19 protein-coding genes are annotated in these 19,611 nt (G+C 68.8%); 11 read left to right on the top strand and 8 right to left on the bottom strand.

Annotated features, from left to right (window positions below):
• Window positions 1–12: 12 nt before the first annotated feature.
• Window positions 13–1,488, bottom strand: coding sequence for an aminotransferase-like domain-containing protein (locus tag AC3IFE_RS34655; protein WP_489194962.1), 1,476 nt, complete (start codon window positions 1,486–1,488; stop codon window positions 13–15).
• A gap of 124 nt (window positions 1,489–1,612) precedes the next feature.
• Between AC3IFE_RS34655 and AC3IFE_RS34650 the strand changes: the two genes are divergently transcribed.
• On the top strand, window positions 1,613–2,500 hold the full coding sequence (locus tag AC3IFE_RS34650) for a DMT family transporter (protein ID WP_489194960.1): 888 nt from the start codon (window positions 1,613–1,615) through the stop codon (window positions 2,498–2,500).
• A gap of 183 nt (window positions 2,501–2,683) precedes the next feature.
• Here AC3IFE_RS34650 and lysA read toward each other — a convergent pair whose 3' ends face one another.
• Window positions 2,684–3,922 carry a diaminopimelate decarboxylase gene (gene lysA / locus AC3IFE_RS34645; RefSeq protein WP_301738199.1) on the bottom strand — a complete coding sequence of 413 codons (1,239 nt, stop codon included), beginning with the start codon at window positions 3,920–3,922 and terminating at the stop codon, window positions 2,684–2,686.
• A gap of 108 nt (window positions 3,923–4,030) precedes the next feature.
• Between lysA and AC3IFE_RS34640 the strand changes: the two genes are divergently transcribed.
• Window positions 4,031–4,945 carry a LysR family transcriptional regulator gene (locus tag AC3IFE_RS34640; protein WP_489194958.1) on the top strand — a complete coding sequence of 305 codons (915 nt, stop codon included), beginning with the start codon at window positions 4,031–4,033 and terminating at the stop codon, window positions 4,943–4,945.
• A 77-nt stretch (window positions 4,946–5,022) separates the two neighbouring features.
• Entirely contained in the window at window positions 5,023–5,622 is a 600-nt protein-coding gene (locus AC3IFE_RS34635; RefSeq protein ID WP_489194956.1) for a GNAT family N-acetyltransferase, read from the top strand.
• Window positions 5,623–5,745: 123 nt separating this feature from the next.
• Here the strand turns inward: AC3IFE_RS34635 and AC3IFE_RS34630 are convergent, their stop codons facing one another.
• Both AC3IFE_RS34630 and AC3IFE_RS34625 read right to left on the bottom strand, forming a co-directional pair.
• Window positions 5,746–6,324, bottom strand: coding sequence for a DUF4142 domain-containing protein (locus AC3IFE_RS34630; RefSeq protein WP_089470240.1), 579 nt, complete (start codon window positions 6,322–6,324; stop codon window positions 5,746–5,748).
• 408 nt (window positions 6,325–6,732) lie between these two features.
• The gene (locus tag AC3IFE_RS34625) at window positions 6,733–7,356 is read right to left on the bottom strand and encodes an HAD hydrolase-like protein (protein WP_301738195.1); all 624 of its coding nucleotides are present in this window, start codon (window positions 7,354–7,356) and stop codon (window positions 6,733–6,735) included.
• A 160-nt stretch (window positions 7,357–7,516) separates the two neighbouring features.
• On the opposite strand from AC3IFE_RS34625, the gene AC3IFE_RS34620 reads away from it, so the two are divergent.
• Window positions 7,517–7,960: a GNAT family N-acetyltransferase gene (locus tag AC3IFE_RS34620; protein WP_489194953.1), complete on the top strand. Its 444-nt coding sequence runs from the start codon at window positions 7,517–7,519 to the stop codon at window positions 7,958–7,960.
• Between the two features lie 57 nt (window positions 7,961–8,017).
• On the top strand, window positions 8,018–8,236 hold the full coding sequence (locus AC3IFE_RS34615; RefSeq protein WP_006480837.1) for a DUF1653 domain-containing protein: 219 nt from the start codon (window positions 8,018–8,020) through the stop codon (window positions 8,234–8,236).
• A 29-nt stretch (window positions 8,237–8,265) separates the two neighbouring features.
• On the opposite strand, the gene atpC is transcribed toward AC3IFE_RS34615, so the two are convergent.
• Both atpC and atpG read right to left on the bottom strand, forming a co-directional pair.
• Window positions 8,266–8,724 carry an ATP synthase F1 subunit epsilon gene (atpC, locus tag AC3IFE_RS34610; protein WP_089470237.1) on the bottom strand — a complete coding sequence of 153 codons (459 nt, stop codon included), beginning with the start codon at window positions 8,722–8,724 and terminating at the stop codon, window positions 8,266–8,268.
• A 10-nt stretch (window positions 8,725–8,734) separates the two neighbouring features.
• Window positions 8,735–9,604 carry an ATP synthase F1 subunit gamma gene (atpG, locus tag AC3IFE_RS34605; protein ID WP_301738192.1) on the bottom strand — a complete coding sequence of 290 codons (870 nt, stop codon included), beginning with the start codon at window positions 9,602–9,604 and terminating at the stop codon, window positions 8,735–8,737.
• Here atpG and AC3IFE_RS34600 point away from each other — a divergent pair.
• The 4 genes from AC3IFE_RS34600 to fabI are packed head-to-tail and all read left to right on the top strand — an operon-like array spanning window position 9,599 to window position 13,845.
• A complete protein-coding gene (locus AC3IFE_RS34600; protein ID WP_489194949.1) occupies window positions 9,599–10,720 on the top strand; it encodes a phosphate acetyltransferase in 1,122 nt (373 codons plus the stop codon). The genes atpG and AC3IFE_RS34600 overlap by 6 nt on opposite strands.
• A gap of 10 nt (window positions 10,721–10,730) precedes the next feature.
• Window positions 10,731–11,939, top strand: a complete 1,209-nt coding sequence (locus AC3IFE_RS34595) for an acetate/propionate family kinase (protein ID WP_089470619.1) — start codon at window positions 10,731–10,733, stop codon at window positions 11,937–11,939.
• An 8-nt stretch (window positions 11,940–11,947) separates the two neighbouring features.
• Complete coding sequence (locus AC3IFE_RS34590) at window positions 11,948–13,069, top strand: alpha/beta fold hydrolase (protein ID WP_089470234.1); 1,122 nt, start codon at window positions 11,948–11,950, stop codon at window positions 13,067–13,069.
• Between the two features lie 17 nt (window positions 13,070–13,086).
• Window positions 13,087–13,845: an enoyl-ACP reductase FabI gene (gene fabI, locus AC3IFE_RS34585; RefSeq protein WP_089470233.1), complete on the top strand. Its 759-nt coding sequence runs from the start codon at window positions 13,087–13,089 to the stop codon at window positions 13,843–13,845.
• 21 nt (window positions 13,846–13,866) lie between these two features.
• Here the strand turns inward: fabI and AC3IFE_RS34580 are convergent, their stop codons facing one another.
• Complete coding sequence (locus AC3IFE_RS34580; RefSeq protein ID WP_489194946.1) at window positions 13,867–15,078, bottom strand: winged helix-turn-helix domain-containing protein; 1,212 nt, start codon at window positions 15,076–15,078, stop codon at window positions 13,867–13,869.
• Between the two features lie 356 nt (window positions 15,079–15,434).
• Entirely contained in the window at window positions 15,435–16,823 is a 1,389-nt protein-coding gene (locus AC3IFE_RS34575; protein WP_089470231.1) for an MFS transporter, read from the bottom strand.
• Window positions 16,824–17,209: 386 nt separating this feature from the next.
• Here AC3IFE_RS34575 and AC3IFE_RS34570 point away from each other — a divergent pair, with 386 nt between their 5' ends.
• Both AC3IFE_RS34570 and treA read left to right on the top strand, forming a co-directional pair.
• Window positions 17,210–17,839, top strand: coding sequence for a TetR/AcrR family transcriptional regulator (locus AC3IFE_RS34570; protein WP_089470229.1), 630 nt, complete (start codon window positions 17,210–17,212; stop codon window positions 17,837–17,839).
• A gap of 139 nt (window positions 17,840–17,978) precedes the next feature.
• A partial coding sequence (gene treA / locus AC3IFE_RS34565; protein ID WP_489194943.1) for an alpha,alpha-trehalase TreA occupies window positions 17,979–19,611 on the top strand: 1,633 nt, incomplete at its 3' end.

Below are 19,611 nucleotides of genomic sequence, written 5' to 3'. Positions count from 1 at the left end.
GGCCGGCTCGCGTCACCTGCCGGCCAGTACACGGCCGCCGGCATCCGCCGGCGCGCCGTCGCGCTCCGCTCCCCGCGCCGCATCCATCGCTCGCGCGAGCGCATCGAACACGGCGGGGCCCTTGCATCGCGACACGTTGAAGCGCAGGTACGACGTCGCGCTGCGCGACGCGCTGAACACGTCGCCGGGGGCGAGCACCACGTCGTGGTCGAGCGCATGACGCGCGACGCGCGCCGCGTCGAGCCCGTCCGGCAATTGCGCCCATACGAACAACCCGCCGCGCGGCTCCGTCCAGATCCCGAGCCCGGCCCGCGCGAGGCGCCGGATCGTCTCGCCCATCGCATCCGCGAGACGCGCGCGCAGGCCGTCGAGATGGCGCCGGTACGTGCCGTCGATCAGCAGCCGATGCACGACGTTCGCGCCGATCTGCGCATTGCCGAACGACGTCGCGAGCTTCAGGTCGACGAGCGCGTCGATCCATTCCGGCCGCGCGGCGACATAGCCGCACCGGATCGCGGCCGACAGCGTCTTCGAGAAGCTGCCGATCGACACGACACGCGACAGCCCGTCGAATGCCGCGAGGCGCGGCGCGGGCGTGCTTTCGAAATCCGCGAAGATGTCGTCCTCGACGATCAGCAGGCCGTGCTCGGCCGCGAGCGTCAGCAGCCGGTGCGCGACGGGCGGCGCGAGCGTCGCGCCGGTCGGGTTGTGCAGCGCGGCGTTGGTGATGTACAGGCGCGGTCGATGCTCGGCAAGGACTTGCTCGAAGCGCACGAGATCGGGGCCGTTCGGCGTGAACGGCACGCTGACGATCCGGGCGCGGTGCGCGCGCAGCAGCGCCTGGAAGTTGAAGTAGCACGGATCGTCGAGCACGACTGTATCGCCGGGCTCCAGCAGCAGGCGGCACACGAGGTCGAGCGCATGCGTGCCGCCGTCGGTCAGCATGATCTGCGCGGGCTCCGCGTGGACGCCGTGCTGCGCGAGCCGCCACGCGAGCTGCTGGCGTAGCGCCGGCAGGCCGAGCGGTGTCGCGTAGTCGGTCAGCGCGTCGGGTTCGTCGCGCGACACGGCGCGCAGCGCGCGGCGCAGGCTTTCGTCGGGCAGCCACGACGACGGCAACCATCCGCAGCCGGGCTTCACCGACGTCGGCGCCGCTTCGAGCGACTGGCGCGACAACCACAGCGGATCGAGCTCGCGATCGAGGCGCGGGCCCAGCTCGGCGAGCGCAAGCGGCGGCGCGTGGCCCGACACGTAGAAGCCCGACCCGCGCCGGGCGACGAGCACGCCTTCGCTCGCGAGCCGCTCGTACGCATCGACGACGGTCGATTTCGATACGCCGAGCGCGTCGGCCATCATCCGGATCGACGGCACACGCGCACCGGGCATCAGCGCGCGGCTCGCGATCCGCGCGCGCAGGGTGTCCATGACGGTTTCCACGCGCGTGCGCGACGGCGCGGGCGGAGCGGGCATCGGGGCGGAAGGGCTCATGACGAACGATGAGCTGTACGGTCGTTTGTCCAGTACAGTTTGTCTGAATTGTATTGGGCTGTAGCTTACGCCGTTTTCGCCGGCGGCGGATCATCGGTCATCCACTTTCCATTCAGGATTGACCGTGCAAAAGACGACCGACGGATGGCTCAGCGGCATGCTGGGCGTCATCATCTTCAGTGGCTCGCTGCCCGCGACACGTGTCGCGGTGCAAGGGCTCGATCCGCTGTTTCTCACGTTTGCCCGCGCGACGATCGCCGGCGCGCTCGGCCTGCTGCTGCTCATCGTGCTGAAGCAGACGCGGCCGTCGCGCGCCGAGGCCGTGTCGCTGGGCGTCGTCGCGCTCGGCGTCGTGGTCGGTTTCCCGCTGTTGACGGCGCTTGCGCTGAAGCACGTGACGTCGGCGCATGCGATCGTGTTCGTCGGGCTGCTGCCGCTCGCGACCGCGCTGTTCGGCGTATGGCGCGGCGGCGAACGGCCGCGGCTGCCGTTCTGGATCTTCTCGATCGTCGGCAGCGGCGCGGTGGCCGCGTTCGCGCTGCGCAACGGCGGGCAGGCGTCGGTGGTCGGCGATGCGCTGATGCTGGCGGCGATCGTCGCGTGCGGGCTCGGTTATGCGGAAGGCGCGCGGTTGTCGCGCCAGCTCGGCGGCTGGCAGGTGATCTCGTGGGCGCTCGTGCTGTCGCTGCCGCTGATGCTGCCGCTCGCGTGGCTGACCTGGCCCGCGTCGTTCGACGGCGTCGATGCCGCCGCGCTGTGGGGGCTCGCGTACGTGTCGTTGTTCAGCATGCTGATCGGCTTCGTGTTCTGGTATCGCGGGCTGGCGCTCGGCGGAATCGCGGGCGTTGGCCAGTTGCAGCTGCTGCAGCCGTTCTTCGGCCTCCTGCTCGCGGCCGGGCTGCTGCACGAGACGGTGCCGCCGTCGATGGTCGTCGTGACGGTCGTCGTGGTCGGCTGCGTGGCGGGCGCGAAGTACTTCTCGAAGATGGCGCCCGCGCGGCGCGCGGGGTAAGGCAGGCGCCGCGGCGTGCCGCGCATCGGGCCGACGTTACCCGTTGCGCGGCTGGCGGCAAGCCGGTTGCCGTCGATGCGCACGATCGCGATCGTGATCCCGACGGCGAAACCCCCAAGCAAAACGGCCAGGCTGCCGGTAGCGGCAAGCCTGGCCGTCGGCGTTCGTCACGCCGGGCGCGCGTTACTCGAACGTTTCGAGCGCGAGCAATTCGCCGATCGTCTGCCGGCGGCGGATCAGCCGCGGCGTGCCGCGATCGACCAGCACTTCCGGCGCAAGCGGCCGGCTGTTGTAGTTCGAGGACATCGACGCGCCGTACGCGCCCGCGTCGTGGAGGAACAGCAGATCGCCGATCTGCGGCTGCGCGAGCTTGCGGTGCGTGACCACGCCGCCTGCGTCCTGCGTGAACACGTCGCCCGATTCGCACAGCGGCCCGGCGATCGCGAGGTCGACGAGCGGCCGGCCGGCGGGCAGCGCGCCATCGTGCGCGTGCACCGACACCGCGTGATAGCTGCCGTACATCGACGGGCGCATCAAGTCGTTGAAGCCCGCGTCGATCAGCACGAAATCGTGCTTCGGCCGACGGTTGACGGCCTGCACCTCGGTGACGAGCGTACCGGCCTCGGCGACCAGAAAGCGCCCCGGTTCGATCTCGATGCGCACCGGGTGGCCGAGATGCCGTTCGATCCGCTTGCGCGCGGCGTCCCACTGGCTGAAGTAGTGGCCGACGTCGACGCGCGGCTCGCCGTCGCGATACGGAATCGACAGGCCGCCGCCGGCCGAGATCGCGTCGATGTCGTGGCCGAGCGACGTGACGAGATCGACCATCGCGTCGCACACCTGCGACAGGTGGCCGTAGTCGACGCCCGAACCGATATGCATGTGGATGCCGACCAGCTTCAGCCCGTACTGGCGCACGATCTCGATCGCGCGCGGCACGTCGTCGATCCAGATGCCGTGCTTGCTCTGCGGGCCGCCGGTGTTGGTCTTGTTGCTGTGGCCGTGGCCGAACCCGGGATTGACGCGCAGCCACACGCGATGGCCGGGCGCGTGCTCGCCGATGCGCGCGAGCATGTCGAGCGAGCCGGCGTTCACGGTCACGCCGTGCTCGAGCACCGCCGCGAGCGTCGGCCGGTCGATCAGGTCGGCCGTGAACACGACGCCTTCCGGCTCGCCTGCCGGACTGAACCCGGCCGCGAGGCTGCGCTCGATCTCGCCGAGCGACACGGCGTCGACGCACGCGCCTTCGTCGCGCATCAGCTTCAGGATATGGACGTTCGAATTCGCCTTCTGCGCGTAGCGGATCACGTCGAACTGGCGCAGTTGGGCGATGCGGTCGCGGATGACGTCGGCGTCGTACACCCACAGCGGGGTGCCGTATTGCTGCGCGAGCGTCGCGAGCTGGCGGGAATCGAGGGACATGGCGGATGAATCGGATCGAATGAACGGATAGCCGGATGATGCGCCCGATTGGCTATACAGTAAAATGCCCGTTTATCATCATTCGATTCATTTCTGATATATACGATCATGCTGACGCACCGTCATATCGAGGTTTTCCGCGCGCTGATGGTTACCGGCAGCACGACCCGCGCGGCCGAGATGCTGTACACGTCGCAGCCGACGATCAGCCGCGAGCTGGCGCGGATGGAGCAGGTCGTCGGCTTTGCGCTGTTCGAACGCGCGCACGGCCGGCTCCGGCCGACGATGGCCGCGCTCACGTTGTTCGACGACGTGCGGCTCGCGTATGTGGGGCTCGAGCGCGTCGCGGCGACGGCCGCCCGCCTGCGCGAGTTTCGCGACGGGCAACTGTCGGTGATCGCGCTGCCGGCGTTCTCGCATGCGATCCTGCCCGGCGCGTGCCGGCGCTTTCACGACGCGCACGCGGGCGTCAGCGTGTCGGTCGCGACGCAGGAATCGCCGGTGTTGGAGGAGTGGCTCACTGCCCAACGCTACGACCTCGGGCTGACCGAGCACGACGTCGCGCCGGCCGGCACCGTGCTCACGCCGCTGCTCGAAGTCGATGAAGTGTGCGTGCTGCCCGACGGCCATCCGCTGCTCGCGCAGGATGCGGTCGACCTGCTGGATCTCGCCGACCGCCCGTTCGTGAGCCTGTCGCTGAACGATCCGTACCGCATCCTGATCGACGAGGCGTTCGCGCAGCTCGGCGTCGCGCCGCGCTCGGTGGTCGACACGCCGTCGGCCGTGTCGGTATGCGCGTTCGTGCGGCAGGGGCTCGGGGCCGCGATCGTCAACCCGCTCACGGCGCTCGATTTCGTCGGCCGCGACCTGCACGTGCGGCCGCTGACGCGGTCGTTTCCGTACCGGGTCAGCATGATCGTGCCCGAGCACCGGCCGAAGAACCTGCTCGTCGATGCGTTCGCCGATGCGCTGCGCGCCGAAGCGAAGGCGATTCGCCGCCGGCTGGCCGCCCACCTCGGCTAGCGGCACCGCCGTATGATGGATGTTTCGCTGTCGTCATTGCTATCGTTGCCATCGCCGCCGTTTTCCGGAATCCCGTCATGACCGACGCATCGTCTTCCGTCGAACAACCGACCCTCACCGGCGCACGTATCGTCCTGCGCCCGCTCGATGCATCCGACCGGCACGCGCTGCTGGACGCCGCGGCCGACGGCGAGTTGTGGAACCTGACGGTCACGGTCGTGCCGGGCGCGCAGACGATCGACGCCTACCTCGACGCGGCGTTGCAAGGGCGGGCGGCCGGCACCGTGATGCCGTTCGTGATCGTCGATCGCGCATCGGGCCGCGTAATCGGCAGCACGCGCTTCTGGAAGATCGACCGCAAGAATCGCAAGCTCGAGATCGGCCATACGTGGCTGAGCGAATCGGCGCAGCGTACGCGTGCGAATACCGAAGCGAAGCGGTTGCTGTTGGGCTATGCGTTCGACACGCTGCACTGCGTGCGCGTGCAGTTCACGACGGACGAGCTGAACGAGAAATCGCGCGCGGCGATCCTGCGGCTCGGTGCGAAACAGGAAGGCATCGTGCGTCACGAACGGATCATGCCGGATGGCCGCAAGCGCAACTCGGTGCGCTTCAGCATCATCGACGACGAATGGCCGGAAGTGCGGGCGCGACTCGACGCGAAGCTGGCGACGTAACGTGCGACGTGTGAGGCGGGGCGCTCGATGCTTGAGAAGTGCGTCGCTCCGCAGGCAGGGGAGGCGGCGCGACGGCGGGGAAACGGTGCGCCGCGCACGATGCGCGGCGCTGCATCGCATGAATTACTGCGCCGATGCGAGGTGATGACGCTGCGCGAGCTTCTGCGCGTCCGCGTAGTGCGCCTGCAGGATCGGCAGCGCCTGGCGGGCGACTTCCTTCAGCTTGGTGTCGCGGCCCGATGCGATTTCGGCCTGGAACGCCGAGATCGCCTTCTGCTGGCCGGCGAGCGCGACCTGTTCGATATACGCCTTGTCGAACTCGGCGCCGCGCAGGCTCTTGATGCTGTTCAGCACGGTCGTGTCGGGGTCGTTGGCCGGCACGTCGACGCCGCGCGGGCTGGCCGCGCGCATCGCCTGGATGATCTTCGCATCGTCGGTCGACACGCGTTGCGCGAACGCCTTGACCTGGCTGTCCGACGTGCGCGAATCGGCGATGCGCGCGGCGTCGTGCTGGGTCGACACGGTCTTCGTGCCGTCGGTGATGAAGGTCTGGTCGGCTTCGTGGATGCGCGTCGCGGTCGCGGCCGGCGCAGCCGATGCGCCGGGTGCCGGTTGTGCGGTTTGCGCGGTCGCCGTCACGGCGACGAGAAGCAGGCCGGCGGCAGACAAGGCAAGGCGCGAAATGTGGGGAAAGCGGTTCATGGGACCTCCTTTCGATCGGGGCTCTGGTTGAAAAACGGATCGTGCGATCCGTCGCTGTGCGAGAGACCGGGCGCGCCCGGGCCGGGTTCGACTGTCGCTCTGCCGCGGCGGCGTTCGAAGTGTTTTCCGGCCCGACTGATTCTAGGAGAGCGGTCGGCAGGCAGGTGCAACCGTGCTGTGGCTTGTGTAACGGTTGGTAAGACGAATCGATCAGCCCGCGTGCAGCCCGGTAGCGCGTACCTGATGCGCATGCGGCGGCGGCAATTTTTGCGCGAGTGTGGCGCATGCAATGCATGAGATGCGCGGACGTGTCATCGGCATTTCATCGGCGCGATGTCGTCGCGGCTATTGCCGTGGCGGCGTGGCGGAGGCGAGTGGGCTGCGCGTGTGCGTGGCGTGCGTGAAGCGTTATACGCGATCGAGCAGCGCATCGAGGCGCGGCAGCAACGGCGTCGCGCAATGTGCCTGCAACGCGTCGGGCGCCGTGTAGCCCCACGCGACGCCCTGGAACGCGATATGTGCGCGGCGTGCCGCGTCGGCATCGCGGATTTCGTCGCCGACGTACAGCACTTCGTCGGCGCGCACGCCGGCCTCGCGCACGAGCGCGCGCAGACGGCGCGCCTTGCCGAACAGTGGAATGCCGCACGCGAAATGGTCGACGCGCGAGCCGGCGCGCGGGCCGAGCCGGTCGCGCACGATCTCCTCGGTATTCGACGTGGCGATCGCGATGCGGATGCCGCGCGCGGCGAGCGCGTCGAACGTTTCGTCGACGCCGGGAAAGAGCCGCACGTTCGCGACGCGCGGCCGCATCAGGCGGCGCATGTCGATCGTCACGCGCGGCACTTTCCACATCGGCACGTCGAGCGCGCGAATGATGTCGCGCGCCGACATCCCGCGCAGCGCCGGGCGCAGTTCGGGCGTGGCGTCGCGAAAGCCGTGCAGGCGCGACGCTTCCGACAGCGCGGCGAGAAAACTGTCGAGCGAATCGGCGAGCGTGCCGTCGAAGTCGAAGGCGACGAGGCGGTAGGTCATGAAGCGGCGTGGCAGGTTGATCGGGCGGACGACATTGTCACCGAATCGAGGCCGGCGATGTGGCTACGTGGCCGCCGCGGATCGTGGCGCCCCTTGTCCCCCGCCCGACGGCGCGGTATCGTCGACGCTCCGCCTTCCGCCCCCGAACCGGAGAACAGACGTGCCCGCCGCCACTCCCGCCACGCTGAGATTTTCCACCGACAAGCGCGAACTCGACGTCGACGCGATCTTCGACTTCCTGCATCGCGACGCGTATTGGTCGCAGGGCATCCCGCGCGACGTGGTCGAGCGGGCGATCGAGGGCTCGCTGTGCTTCGGCGCGTATGTCGGCGACCGGCTCGTCGGGTTTGCGCGGCTCGTCACCGATCACGCGACGTTCGCCTACCTCTGCGACGTGTTCGTGCTGCCGGCCGAGCGCGGCAACGGCTACGGCCGCGCACTGATCGACCATATATTCGCGCAGGAGATGGTGCAGCGGCTGCGGCGCATCATGCTCGCCACGACCGACGCGCACGAACTCTATCGGCCGGTCGGTTTCGGTCCGCCCGCGAACCCCGAGCGGCTGATGGAGATCCGCCGCCCCGACATCTACGCGAAACGCTGACGCGCGGCGCAGCGCATACAATACGCGCTTTCCGTTTTTGCCGAAGAGATGCCCACCATGACCGAACAGGAAGCCGAACAACTCGCGACGCACCGCCACTACAAGGGCGGCCTGTACCGCTACATCGGCGTTGCCCGCCACTCCGAAACCGAGGAATCGGTGGTCGTCTACGAGCATCTGTGGCCGCATGCGCGCGGGCTGTGGGTGCGGCCGGAAGCGATGTTCAACGGCAATCTCGAAGACGGCACGCCGCGTTTTCGCAAGCTGCGCGACTGAGCGCGCGCCACCGGCGCGGGAGCCGGTGTCTAGCCGGCGCCGCCCGGCTTGTCGTGCGGCGCCTGTTGCCGCAGCGCCATCGCGAAGAAGCGCCGGATTTCATCCATCAATTCCACCCGGGCCGACGCGAAATCGAACGCGCGCCGGTTTTCGTGCGCGTAGCGCCGGCGCCAGTCGTCGGCCGCATGCCGTGCTTCCCGCGCGCGCAGATCGTCGAGCTCCGGCGTGCGCAACGCGTGATCGGCGATCAGCGTCACGCCGTCGCGGCTCACTTCCAGCACGCCGCCCGCGACGAGCAGGCGGCGATGTTCGCCGGTCGGCGCATCGACGAGCATCACGACGCCCGGCCGGATCCGCGTGAGCAGCGGCGCGTGGTGCGGGTAGATCCCCAGTTCTCCGCTTTCCCCCGGAACGACGACGAAATGCGCGTCGCCGGCATACAGCACCGCTTCCACGCTGACGATGTCGAGCTTCATCGACGTCTTCATGCGTACTCCTTCAGACTGCCGCCGCGCCGGCGACGATTTCGCACAGCTCGGTGGTGATCTGCGCCTGTCGCGTTTTCTGGTACAGGTGCCGCAGTTCGCGCAACACGCGGTCGGCGTTGTCCGTCGCGGTCTGCATGCTGAACATCCGCGCGCATTGCTCGCATGCGTGGTTCTCGACGACGGCCTGATAGAGCATCGCCTCGACGTAGCGCAGCAGCAACGTGTCGACGACCGGTCTGGGCGCGGGCTCGTACAGATAGTCGGACGCGGGCGCGCCGTCGGTCGGCGCGGCGGTGTCGAGCCCCACGATCGGCAGCATTGCATCGATGCGCGGCTCGTACGCGAGCGGGCTCGTCAGCCGGTTGTACGCAATGTGCACTTCGTCGAGCTCGCCGTTGACGAACGCGGTCAGCGGCACGAGCAGCGCACCGAGCAACTGCTCGAAGTGCGGCTCGGCGGCCAGGCCGCTCGCGCGTGCGGCAATGGTCGCGCCGTGGCGCAGCAGCGGCGCGAGGCCGCGCGCGCCGATCACGCTCAGTTCGCACGCGACGCCGGCCCGGTCCCAGCGTTCGAGCGCATCCACGCACTCGACGAGCAGCCGCGCATTGAGCGGCCCGCACAGCCCGCGATCGGTGCTGACGACGATCAGGCCGACGCGGCGCACGGTGTCGCGTCGCGCCATCAGCGCCGATACGTGGTCGGGACGGTCGCGCAACACGCGTTCCGCCATCGCGCCGATGCGCGCCGCGTACGGGCGGAATTCGCGCGCGCGTCGCTGCGCGCTCGCCATCTTGGTGCGCGCCATCATTTCCATCGCCTTGGTGATCTTGCGCGTGGACGAGGTACTGGCGATCTTCGCGCGGATTTCGCGTATGTGCATGTCAGGGGGGCTCGCGGCCGTCCGGATGTCATCGTGCGGATTCATGCTATCGGGACTTCACCTGAAACGATTGACGGAAATCAAACGATTTCGCCCGGTCCCGCACCAGAATCCGTTCACATGATCCTCGCGAAGGGGCAGTCGATGACCGAGTTGCGCACGCATCAGAAATACGACGCGCTGATTGCGCGCTGCCGCGCATTGCGCCCGGTGACGGTCGCGGTCGCGCATCCGTGCGACGAGGTATCGCTGCACGCGGCGGCCGAGGCGGCCCGGGCCGGCATCATCGTGCCCGTGCTGGTCGGCCCGGTGGCGCGGATCACGAGGCTCGCCGCGACGCTCGGTGTCGACCTGTCCGGCTATCGGCTCGTGGACGCGCCGCACAGTCATGCGTCGGCGGCGCGTGCCGTCGAGCTGGTGCGCGCGGGCGACGCACAGGCGCTGATGAAGGGCAGCCTGCACACCGACGAGTTGCTGGCGGAGGTGGTGCGCGCCGATACGGGGCTGCGCACCGGGCGGCGCCTGAGCCACGTGTTCATCATGGACGTGCCGACTTACCCGAAGCCGCTGTTCATCACCGACGCGGCCGTCAATATCCGTCCGACGCTCGAGCAGAAGGCCGACATCGCGCAGAACGCGATCGATCTCGCGCATGCGCTCGGCATCGCCCGGCCGAAGGTGGCGATCCTGTCGGCGGTCGAGACGGTCAGCTCGAAGCTGCCGTCGACGCTCGACGCGGCCGCGCTGTGCAAGATGGCCGAGCGCGGCCAGATCACCGGCGCGCTGCTCGACGGGCCGCTCGCGTTCGACAACGCGATCAGCCCGGAGGCCGCGCGGCTCAAGCATCTCGGCTCCGCGGTCGCGGGCGATGCGGACATCCTGCTTGTGCCGGACCTCGAGGCCGGCAACATGCTCGCGAAGGAGCTGACGTTCCTCGCGAATGCCGATGCGGCCGGCATCGTGCTCGGCGCGCGCGTGCCGGTGATCCTGACGAGTCGCGCCGACAGCGAACGCACGCGCCTCGCGAGCTGCGCGGTCGCGGCGCTCGTCGCGGCGGCGGCGCGCGAGACGGCGACGCCCGTGGATGCGCCGGCGGTTGCGGCCGACGCACACTGACGAGGCCGCGATGCGACATCCCGTCCTGGTGCTCAACGCCGGCTCGTCGAGCCTCAAGTTCTCGGTCTACGACACGCGCGACGATCGTTCGCTCGATGCGGGCCTGCACGGGCAGGTCGAGAACCTGCATGACACGCCGCATCTGTTCGTGGCCGACGCGCACGGCGCGACGCTCGTCGACAGCCCCGTCGCGCGACCGGGGCATCAAGGCGCGATCGAGGCGCTGCACGCGTGGTTCGCCGCGCACGTCGGGCGGGAGGCCGCGTTCGACGGCGTCGGGCACCGGGTCGTGCATGGCGGCCCGTATTTCACCGCGCCGGTGCGGATCGACGCGCGCGTGCTCGATGCGATCGCGTCGCTTTCGCCGCTCGCGCCGCTGCACCAGCCGCATCACGTCGACGCGATTCGCGCGGTTGCCGCGGTTGCGCCGAACCTGCCGCAGGTCGCGTGTTTCGACACCGCGTTCCATGCGACAGTGCCGGCGCTCGAACGGGAGTTCGCGTTGCCGCGCGCGCTGACCGAACAGGGCATCGTCCGCTACGGGTTTCACGGGCTGTCGTACGAGTACATCGCGACGGCGCTCGCGGCCCTCGATCCGTCGTGGGGGCGGCAACGCACGGTCGTCGCGCACCTCGGCAACGGCGCGAGCCTGTGTGCGCTCGAGAACGGCCGCAGCGTCGCGACGACGATGGGCTTCACGGCCGTCGACGGGCTGCCGATGGGCACGCGCACGGGCGCGCTGGACCCGGGCGTGATCCTGTATCTGCAGCGTCACGCAGGCCGGTCGCTCGACGAGGTCGAGCATCTGATCTATGCCGAATCGGGCTTGCTCGGCGTGTCCGGCGTGTCGAGCGACATGCGCACGCTGCTCGCGAGCGACGCACCGTCGGCCGCGCATGCGGTCGAGCTGTTCGCCTATCGCGCGGCCCGCGAGCTTGCCGCGTTGGCCGGCGTGCTGGGTGGTCTCGATACGCTCGTGTTCACGGCGGGCATCGGCGAGCACGCGCCGCAAGTGCGCGAACGGATCTGCCGCCGCGCCGCGTGGCTCGGCATCGTGCTCGACGACGCGGCGAACGCCGCCGGCCTGCCGGTGATTTCGAGCGACGCGTCGCGCGTGACGGTGCGCGTGATCCCGACCGACGAGAACCTGATGATCGCGCGGCACACGCGCCGCGTGCTGGACGACGCGATCCCTTCCACGCCGTATCCGACCCGCTGAGACCTCCGATGACAGCACGCGACACGCCTTCCCCTGCCGTCAGCGCCCCCGCGCTGCCGATTTTCTGGCCGATGGCCGCCGCCACGGCGTTGTTTGCGGCCGGCTCCGAGATCACGGCGCGCAATCTCCGCTTCCTCGCGGAAGAGGAGAAGCTCCATTTCGAAGCGCATCCGGCGCTGGCGTCGGCGAACCGGCCGTTGCTGGCGCTGCGGACGATGACGTTTCGCGATTATTCGGCCGCGCCGGCGCACGGGCTGCCGACGATCGTCGATGCGCCGTACGCGGGGCACAGCGCGATGATCGCCGACTACCAGCCGGGGCAGAGCCTGATGCAGACGCTGCGCGAGCACGGCGTGACGCGTCCGTACCTGACCGACTGGCGCTCGGCCACCGAGGACATGAAGGACCTCGAGATCGACCAGTATCTGGCCGAGCTGAACGTGTGCGTCGACGAGCTCGGCGGCCGCGTGAATCTCGTCGGCCTGTGTCAGGGCGGCTGGATGTCGGCGATGTATGCGGCGCGTTTCCCGCACAAGGTCGCGAGCCTCGTGCTGGCGGGCTCGCCGATCGACGCCGACGCGGGCGACGGCCCGATCAAGCGGATGGTGCACACGTATCCGACGTCGTTCTACGAAGAACTCGTCACGATGGGCGGCGGGCTGATGCGCGGGCGCTTCATGCTGCGCGGCTGGAAGAACATGCATCCCGACCAGCACTATCTCGTCGAGCACGTCGACCTGTACGAGCATCTCGACGATCCCGACTACCTGCGCAAGCGCGAGGTGTTCGCGAACTGGTACGAAAGCCCGATCGACCTGCCGGGGCGCTGGTACCTGCAGGCGATCGTGCAGATCTTCAAGGAGAACCGGCTCGCGAAGGGCACGTTCGTCGCGCTCGGGCGCACGCTCGACCTGAAGGACGTCGCGTGCCCGGTCTATCTGCTCGCCGGCGAGGCCGACGACATCACGACGCCGGAGCAGGTGTTCGGCGCGCGCGATCTTCTCGGGACGCCCGCGTCGCGGATCGAGAGCCGGCTCGTGCCCGGCGGCCATATCGGCCTGTTCATGGGGTCGCGCACGCTGACGACGGTGTGGCCCGACATCGCGCGGTGGATCGCGGCGCAGCGCTAGATCGACACGGGGGCGACATGACGTTGCGACACAAGCGTGGGCTCGTCGTCGGCATCGCGAACGCACAGAGCATCGCGTGGGGATGCGCGCGCGCGTTTTGCCGGGCGGGCGCCACGCTCGCGGTGACCTGGCAGTCGGACAAGACCTTGCCGCACGTCGAGCCGCTGTTCGCGCAACTCGACGCGCCGATCCGGATGCCGCTCGACGTCGGGCAGCCCGACCAGATGGCGGCGGTGTTCGACGCGATCGCGGCGCAGTGGGGCGAGATCGACTTCGTGCTGCATTCGGTTGCGTATGCACCGAAGGCCGATCTGCAGGGCCGCGTGGTCGACAGTTCGCCGGAGGGCTTCTCGCTGGCGATGGATACCTCGTGCCATTCGTTCATCCGGATGGCGAGGCTCGCCGAGCCGCTGATGACGCGCGGCGGCAGCCTGATGGCGATGAGCTATCTCGGCGCGGAGCAGGTCGTCGCGAACTACGGGGTGATGGGACCGGTGAAGGCCGCGCTCGAGGCGAGCGTGCGGTATCTGGCGGCCGAACTCGGCGGCGCGGGCATTCGCGTCAACGCGATTTCGCCGGGCGTGCTGCCCACGCGCGCGGCGTCGGGCCTGCCGGACTTCGGCCGGCTGCTCGACGACACCGCGCGCCGGGCGCCGCTGCATCACGCGCTCGACATCGACGACGTTGGCGCGTTCTGCGCGTTTCTCGCCAGCGACGGCGCACGGGCGATCACGGGCGGCACGCACTATGTCGACGCCGGCATGCACATGCTCTGACGCGCCCGCGGCACGCGGTGTTCAGGGCCGCGCGAATGCCTGCACGAGGGCCGGTGGCGCGTGGCCGACCGTGACCTCCGGCGTGCCGTGCCACGCCGCGAGTTTCTTCACGGCCTTCGCGACGTCGGCCGCGAGCCCGGTGCCGAACCGCACGCCGGGCTCGACGTGCACGGCCTTCAGTTCGAACGTGCCGAGCGTGCGATGCGCTTTCGCATCGACGCGGCCGACCAGCCGGCCACGATGCAGCACGGGCAGGCAGAAATAGCCGTAGCGTCGCTTGTGCTCGGGCGTATAGCACTCGATCGTGTAGTCGAAACCGAACAGCGTCGACGCGCGCCGCCGGTCCCACACGACCGGGTCGAACGGCGACAGCAGCGTCGTGACCGTCGAGCGCAGCGTGTCGGCCGCGGCGGCAGGCAGCAACGTGTCGAGCGAGCGGTGCACGTAGGCCGGCTCCTTCCAGTCGTCGATCTGCACCGGTATCAGGTCGCCGGCCTCGGCGAGCCGCTCCAGCTCCGCGCGGTACGAACGGCGCGGCAGCCGATAGTAGTCGGCCACCCAGTCCGCGCGCACGACGCCGAGCGCGCGGCACGTGTAGTCGAGCAGCGCCGGCAGCACCGCATCGCGCGGCGGCAGGTCGCGCACATCGTCCCAGTCGGGCAGCACGCGCTCGCGCACGTCGTACACGCGCTGGAAATTGCGGCGCTCCGACACCATCAGGTCGCCCGTCGTGAACAGCACTTCCAGGTGGCGCTTCTCGGGCTTGCGATCCCACCAGCCGTTTCCTTTCACGCCATCCTCGCGCGCGAAATCGGCCGACCGCACCGGGCCTTCCTCGCGAATCCGCGCGAGCAACCGTTCGATCTCCGGACGATTCTGCTCGTGCCATTCGGCCGCATATTTCCAGCCCATCCCCGACGGATCGAGCATCTTGTAGCGCATCAGCCCGAACTGCTCGATCGGCAGGAAACACGCTTCGTGCGACCAGTATTCGAACAGGCGCGCCTCGGCGAGATGTTCGTCGAGCCAGTGCGGCGGGAAATCGCCGAGGCGGCTGAACAGCACGAGATACGGGCTGCGCGCGACGACGTGGATGGTGTCGATCTGCAACTGCGCCATCCGGCGGATCGTGTCGAGCACGTCGGACTTGGTCGCCTTGCGGCGCGGCGGTGTGAGCAGGCCCTGTGCGGCGAGATGGAGGGCGCGGGCGGCGGCAGGCGAGAGCGTGAGCATCGGCGGGACGGTCGAGGATGGCGATCGGGAACTACTTTAGCGCGAAAGCGGCGCGCGCGTGCGACGTGCGACTGCAACGCGTCTGACAATGGTTGACAGATGCGTTTTGCAAGTTTCCCTATAGTGCAGTTCATGGCGCGACGACAAATGCGCGCAACGATTCCGCTTCCGACGCACATATGTCCATGGCACGCAGGAAGCGAATCCGGGATTCCCAACCCCCATCGGGAGACCCGGAGCCCTGAGCGGACATCCATGCGGCTGTGCACCGGCCCCGTGTGGATGTCCGCTGATTTTTTTTGTTTTTCCGGTTTCGTCCATTGCCGCACGACAGGCCACGCCGCCGCGCCGGCCGCTTATGCCCGCTTGCCGCGCGCGACTTCGTCGCCGGCGCCGGGCGGCAGCCGCCGTGTGATCGGAATCGACGCGAACGAGCACAGCCCGACCACGAGGAACGCCGGCCAGAAATCCGACCACATCATCGTCTGGTGGCCCTGGAGCCAGTGCGACACGTGCAGCACGAGGCCGGCCACCGTCACGCCGAGGCCGAGCGACATCTGCTGGACGACGCTGCCGAGGCTCGTCGCGCGGCCTGCGTCGCGCGGCGAGATGTCCGCGTAGATCATCGAATTCAGGCTCGTGAACTGCAGCGCGGGGAAGATGCCGCCGACGAGCACGATCAGCCAGATCGCCCAGGTCGCCATGCCGGGATGGAACACGCCGTACGCGGCGATCGCGAGGCCCGCGAATGCCGCGTTGTAGATCAGCACCGTGCGAAAGCCGAAGCGGCGCAGCGTATGCGTGGCGGTCGAGCGGCTCACCGCGCCGCCGAGCGCGGACGCGCACGTGATGAGCCCCGAGTGGAACGCGCTCATGCCGAGCCCTTCCTGCAGCGCGAGCGGCAGCAGGAACGGCACTGCGCCGAGCCCGATGCGGAACAGCGAGCCGCCGACGACGCTCGCGTGGTAGGTCGGGATCTTCAGGAAACTGAGGTCGAGCACCGGCCGCTCCTTGCGGCGTGCGTACGGCACGTACAGCGCGAGCATCGCGGCGCCCGCCGCGCACATGATGACGGCGTTCGAGCGCGACGTGAGCGAACCGTCGATCAGTGTGAGACCCATCAGCAGCAGCGCGGCGCCGCTGGCCGACAGCAGGAAGCCGAACCAGTCGAGCGGGCCGGGATCGGGCTCGTGCGTGTTCGCGATGTGCTTGCTCGCGAGGTAGATCCCGTAGAGGCCGATCGGCACGTTGATGAAGAAGATCATCCGCCAGTGCAGATAGGTCGTGATGAAGCCGCCGACAAGCGGCCCGACCGTGGGCCCGAACAGCGCGGGGATCGCGAGGTAGTTCATCGCGCGCACGAGATCGGCGCGCGGCACCGCGCGGAAGATGATGATGCGGCCGACCGGCACCATCATCGCGCCGCCGACGCCCTGGATGAAGCGCGCGAACGTGAGCACGCCGAGGGAGTTGGACGCCGCGCACATCAGCGAGCCGACGACGAAGATGCCGATCGCGGTGCGGAACACGGCGCGCGCGCTGAAGCGGTCGGCGAGCCAGCCGCAGATCGGGATGAACACGCCCAGACCGACCACGTAGGCCGTGATCGCGATGTTCAGCGTGACGGGGTTGTGCCCGAAGTCCCTCGCCATCGCGGGCAGCGCGGTGACGATGATGTTCGCGTCGACGCTTTCCATGAACAACGCACAGGCAACGATGAGCGGTGCTAGAAAGACGGGCGACATGGGCAGGGCGCGCGGTAAAGACGCCATTATGCCCACAATGTGACCGCTGCGTCACGTACGACAACAGTTGTTCCGCATGTTGCAACAGTCGTCTTTTCCGGCGGATGGCGCGGAAAGGACGACCGCGCACGTGCGAGCGATGCGCTGCCTGGGCGATGAACAACGCAGCATCGTCGTAGCGATGCGCACGCGTTTTCGACGCGAGGCAGGAGGGCGACGCGGCGATCTCCGAACCGCGTGTCGCGCGGCAGGTCGACCGCGCGTTCGAGCTGGAATGCGCGCAGAAGGATCGACGTTGGCCCGGTCATGTCGATTTCTTTTGACGGCGTGGCCGTGCGTTTCTAGAATATGAGCGCTTGCTCACATTCCAAGGCTGCCTTCCCGCCATGTCCGAATCGTCGTCGCGCATTCCGCTTTCGCCGCGCAAGGCGCCGCGCCAGCGCCGCTCGGTGGCCACGGTCGATGCGATCGTCGAGGCCGCCGCGCGCATTCTGGAGCGCGACGGTTTCGACGGTTACACGACGAACGCGGTCGCCGCGCTGGCCGGCGTGAGCATCGGCTCGCTCTATCAATACTTCCCGAACCGCGATGCGCTGACGGTCGCGCTCGTCGAGCGCGAGAGCGCGCATCTGCTCGACGACGTCGACCGGGCGGCCGCGCTGTCGTCTTGCGACGACGTGCTGCGCACGCTGGTGCGCGGCGCCGTCGCGCACCAGATGCGCCGGCCGGTGCTCGCGCGGCTGATCGATTTCGAGGAGGCGCGGTTGCCGCTCGGCGCGCGCGCCGCACGCGTCGCGGACCGCATCCACGCGACCTTGCTGCATGCGCTGGAGCTGCGCGATGCGCCGCGCGTCGCCGCGCCCGACGTCGTCGCGCACGATCTGCTCGCGATCGTGAAAGGCATCGTCGATGCGGCGGGCGCGCGCGGCGAGACCGATGCGGATGCGCTCGAAGCGCGTGCGTGGCGGGCGGTACGCGGTTATCTCCGGGAGTCGCGCGAATCGAAACTTGCTTGACATGCATGTTTCGTGCGACAGTCAGGCCCATTCGCACCACAACACATGACGCGTATCGATCGAAGGCCATCGAGACGAACGCGCGCGCGAACGAGACCTCGTGCCGATCCACTCACCATTCGAAAGGAGGGGACACGCCATGACGTCACGTCGTGCCGCACCGCTTGCATCTCGCTTCCCGTCGCGTCAGTCACCGCCCGCGCCGCGTCCGCGCTGGGCCGCCGCACTGGCCATCGCCTATCTCGCCGTCGCCGGCTGCGCCGCGCAGGCCGACAATGCGCACCAGGGCGCCGCGCAAGCGGCCAGCCAGTCCGCGTTGCCGGCCACATCCGCAGCCGTGCCCGCTCCCGCATCCGGCACGCTGCTGCCGCCGCCGAGCCAGCTCTACGGCGACCTGTTCGTCGCGGTGCAGACCGCGCAGCTCTATCCCGACCAGAAGACCTTCGTCGACGCCACGCCCGATACCGATCCCGCGACGATCGTGCAGTTGTATCAGCAACAGAAATCGCAGCCGGGCTTCTCGCTGAAGGCGTTCGTCGACCAGCATTTCACGCCGCCCCCGGAAGGCGGCGTGACGCCGCCGCCGAATCAGACGCTGCGCCAGCACATCGACTGGCTGTGGCCGCAGCTCACGCGCACGAGCACCACGGCGCCCCCGTACAGTTCGCTGATTCCGCTGCCGAAGCCGTACGTCGTGCCGGGAGGCCGCTTCCGCGAAGGCTACTACTGGGACACCTATTTCACGATGCTCGGGCTGCAGGTGTCGGGGCGCGAGGATCTCGTCGACGACATGCTCGACAACTTCGCATACCTGATCGATACGGTCGGGCACATCCCGAACGGCAACCGCACGTACTACGTGAGCCGTTCGCAGCCGCCGTTCTTCGCGTACATGGTCACGCTCGCCGCGCAGGTCGAAGGCGACAAGGTCTACCAGAAATACCTGCCGGCGCTGCGCAAGGAGTACGCGTACTGGATGCAGGGCGAAACCACGACGCCGCGCGGGCAGGCGGCGCGCAACGTGGTCGCGATGCCCGACGGCGCCGTGCTGAACCGCTACTGGGATGCGCGCGACACGCCGCGCGACGAGTCGTATCTCGAGGACGTGACGACCGCGAAATCGGTGCCGTCCCGTCCGGCGAACGAGGTGTACCGCGATCTGCGCGCGGGCGCCGAAAGCGGCTGGGACTACAGCTCGCGCTGGTTCGGCGACGGCAAGACGCTCGCGACGATCCGCACGACCTCGATCGTGCCGGTCGACCTGAACAGCCTGATGTTCCATCTCGAGACGACGATCGTGAAGGGCTGCGCGGTCACGCGCGACATCGCCTGCGTCGCCGATTTCTCGGCGCGGGCTGGACGGCGTGCGGCCGCGATCAATCACTACCTGTGGAACCGTCGCGGCTATTACGGCGACTATGACTGGCAGTTGCGCAAGCCGCGCGACGGCGTGACGGCGGCCGCGCTGTATCCGCTGTTCGCGGGCGTCGCGTGGCCGGAGCGTGCGAAGGCGACCGCGCGCGAAGTGCGCAAGACGCTGCTGCAGCCGGGCGGCCTCGCGACGACGACCGAGAACACGGGCCAGCAGTGGGATGCGCCGAACGGCTGGGCGCCGCTGCAGTGGATCGCGATCGACGGGCTGCGCCGATACGGCGAACCGGCGCTCGCGAAGGACATCGGCACGCGTTTCCTGTCCGACGTGAAGCAGGTGTACGCGGCCGAAGGCAAGCTCGTCGAGAAGTACGTGGTCGAGGGCGCCGGCACGGGCGGCG

The organism is Burkholderia sp. APQ4-4ca, assembly GCF_057837105.1.
The sequence above is the reverse complement of the archived record's forward strand: the minus strand, read 5'-3'. Positions and strand labels throughout refer to the sequence as shown.